The sequence below is a fragment of the Halomonas citrativorans genome (assembly GCF_900163645.1).
GTDB lineage: Bacteria > Pseudomonadota > Gammaproteobacteria > Pseudomonadales > Halomonadaceae > Vreelandella > Vreelandella citrativorans.
This window is the reverse complement of the sequence record NZ_FUKM01000018.1, coordinates 1-3,236: the sequence shown is the minus strand read 5'-3', so window position 1 is coordinate 3,236 and position 3,236 is coordinate 1. Positions and strand designations below refer to the sequence as shown.

General features: G+C 54.6%; 2 rRNA genes. Both read left to right on the top strand.

From position 1 onward, the window contains the following. Positions 1 to 96 precede the first annotated feature (96 nt). Positions 97 to 2,989: ribosomal RNA gene (locus CZ787_RS05255) — 23S ribosomal RNA — on the top strand. A gap of 125 nt (positions 2,990 to 3,114) precedes the next feature. Next, a 5S ribosomal RNA gene (gene rrf / locus CZ787_RS05250) occupies positions 3,115 to 3,230 on the top strand. Positions 3,231 to 3,236: the final 6 nt, after the last annotated feature.

The window sequence follows — 3,236 nt, the reverse complement described above, 5'->3', positions numbered from 1 at the left end:
TTTTTTAAAACGTTGATACGTAATTGTTGTGTGATACGTCTCAAGCGTATCCGGCAATCGTTGTCATTGCGAACCCCAGACTCCTTCGGGTTATAGGGTCAAGCAATGAAGCGCACACGGTGGATGCCTAGGCAGCCAGAGGCGATGAAAGACGTGGAAGCCTGCGATAAGGTTCGGCGAGGTGGCAAACAACCTGTGACCCGGACATCTCTGAATGGGGAAACCCACTGACCACAAGGTCAGTATCGTGCCCTGAATACATAGGGGTACGAGGCGAACCAGGGGAACTGAAACATCTAAGTACCCTGAGGAAAAGAAATCAACCGAGATTCCCCCAGTAGCGGCGAGCGAACGGGGACCAGCCCTTAAGCGTGTGACTGATTAGACGAACGAGCTGGGAAGCTCGGCCATAGCGGGTGATAGCCCCGTAGTCGAAAATCTGATCACGTGAAATCGAGTAGGTCGGGGCACGAGAAACCTTGACTGAAGACGGGGGGACCATCCTCCAAGGCTAAATACTCCTGGCTGACCGATAGTGAACCAGTACCGTGAGGGAAAGGCGAAAAGAACCCCGGAGAGGGGAGTGAAATAGATCCTGAAACCGTGTGCGTACAAGCAGTAGGAGCAGACTTGTTCTGTGACTGCGTACCTTTTGTATAATGGGTCAGCGACTTATATTCAGTGGCGAGGTTAACCGTATAGGGGAGCCGTAGGGAAACCGAGTCTTAACTGGGCGACACAGTCGCTGGATATAGACCCGAAACCGGGCGATCTATCCATGAGCAGGGTGAAGGTTGAGTAACATCAACTGGAGGCCCGAACCAGGATCTGTTGAAAAAGATTTGGATGACTTGTGGATCGGAGTGAAAGGCTAATCAAGCCCGGAGATAGCTGGTTCTCCTCGAAAGCTATTTAGGTAGCGCCTCACGTATCACCACCGGGGGTAGAGCACTGTTTCGGCTAGGGGGTCATCCCGACTTACCAACCCGAGGCAAACTCCGAATACCGGTGAGTGCAAGCGTGGGAGACACACGGCGGGTGCTAACGTCCGTCGTGAAAAGGGAAACAACCCAGACCGTCAGCTAAGGTCCCCAAATTCTGGTTAAGTGGGAAACGATGTGGGAAGGCTCAGACAGCTAGGAGGTTGGCTTAGAAGCAGCCATCCTTTAAAGAAAGCGTAATAGCTCACTAGTCGAGTCGGCCTGCGCGGAAGATGTAACGGGGCTAAACCAGATACCGAAGCTACGGGTTCATCCTCAGGATGAGCGGTAGAGGAGCGTCGTGTAAGCCGATGAAGGTGGATTGAGAAGTCTGCTGGAGGTATCACGAGTGCGAATGCTGACATGAGTAACGATAAGGGGAGTGAAAAACTCCCCCGCCGGAAGACCAAGGTTTTCTGTTCGATGCTAATCAGAGCAGAGTGAGTCGGCCCCTAAGGCGAGGCCGAAAGGCGTAGTCGATGGGAAACGGGCTAATATTCCCGTACCGGACATGATTGCGATGGGGGGACGGAGAAGGCTAGGTGAGCCAGGCGTTGGTTGTCCTGGTGAAAGTCAGTAGGCCTGGGTCTCAGGTAAATCCGGGACCCTTTCAAGCCGAGAGACGAGACGAAGACACTTCGGTGTCGAAGTCATTGATGCCACGCTTCCAGGAAAAGCCTCTAAGCTTCAGATCATGTGCGACCGTACCCCAAACCGACACAGGTGGTCAGGGTGAGAATCCCAAGGCGCTTGAGAGAACTCGGGTGAAGGAACTAGGCAAAATGGTGCCGTAACTTCGGGAGAAGGCACGCCGGCGTAGGGTAACGAGACTTGCTCTCCAAGCCCGAACCGGTCGAAGATACCAGGTGGCTGCAACTGTTTATTAAAAACACAGCACTCTGCCAACTCGCAAGAGGACGTATAGGGTGTGACGCCTGCCCGGTGCCGGAAGGTTAAATGATGGTGTTAGACCTCGGTCGAAGCTCTTGATTGAAGCCCCGGTAAACGGCGGCCGTAACTATAACGGTCCTAAGGTAGCGAAATTCCTTGTCGGGTAAGTTCCGACCTGCACGAATGGCGTAATGATGGCCACGCTGTCTCCACCCGAGACTCAGTGAAATTGAAATCGCCGTGAAGATGCGGTGTACCCGCGGCTAGACGGAAAGACCCCGTGAACCTTTACTATAGCTTCACACTGGACGCTGATGTTGCCTGTGTAGGATAGCTGGGAGGCTTTGAACCTCGGACGCCAGTTCGAGGGGAGCCAACCTTGAAATACCAGCCTGGCATCATTGGCGTTCTCACTCAGGTCCGTTATCCGGATCGAGGACAGTGTGTGGTGGGTAGTTTGACTGGGGCGGTCTCCTCCCAAAGAGTAACGGAGGAGCACGAAGGTACCCTCAGCACGGTCGGACATCGTGCAGTGAGTGCAAGAGCATAAGGGTGCTTGACTGCGAGACAGACACGTCGAGCAGGTGCGAAAGCAGGTTCTAGTGATCCGGTGGTTCTGTATGGAAGGGCCATCGCTCAACGGATAAAAGGTACTCCGGGGATAACAGGCTGATACCGCCCAAGAGTTCACATCGACGGCGGTGTTTGGCACCTCGATGTCGGCTCATCACATCCTGGGGCTGAAGTCGGTCCCAAGGGTATGGCTGTTCGCCATTTAAAGTGGTACGCGAGCTGGGTTTAGAACGTCGTGAGACAGTTCGGTCCCTATCTGCCGTGGGCGTTGGATGTTTGAGAAGAGCTGCTCCTAGTACGAGAGGACCGGAGTGGACGACCCTCTGGTGTTCCGGTTGTCACGCCAGTGGCATTGCCGGGTAGCTATGGTCGGACGGGATAACCGCTGAAAGCATCTAAGCGGGAAGCCCCCTTCAAGATGAGACATCCCCGAGGCCTTGAGCCTCCTGAAGGGCCCAGCGAGACCAGCTGGTTGATAGGCACGGTGTGGAAGCGCTGCAAGGCGTTGAGCTAACGTGTACTAATGGCCCGTGAGGCTTGACCCTATAACACCCAAGGGGTCTGGTCGCCGTGGCAACGATGAAGATACCGGATACGCGCGCCGGGCGAGAAAAACGCCTGGCACGAGAGACGATCACACGACACGGCATGATATACGTTGACAGTTACGCCTGACGACCATAGCGAGCGTGAACCACCTGATCCCTTGCCGAACTCAGTAGTGAAACCGCTTAGCGCCGATGGTAGTGTGGGGTCTCCCCATGCGAGAGTAGGTCATCGTCAGGCACTTAT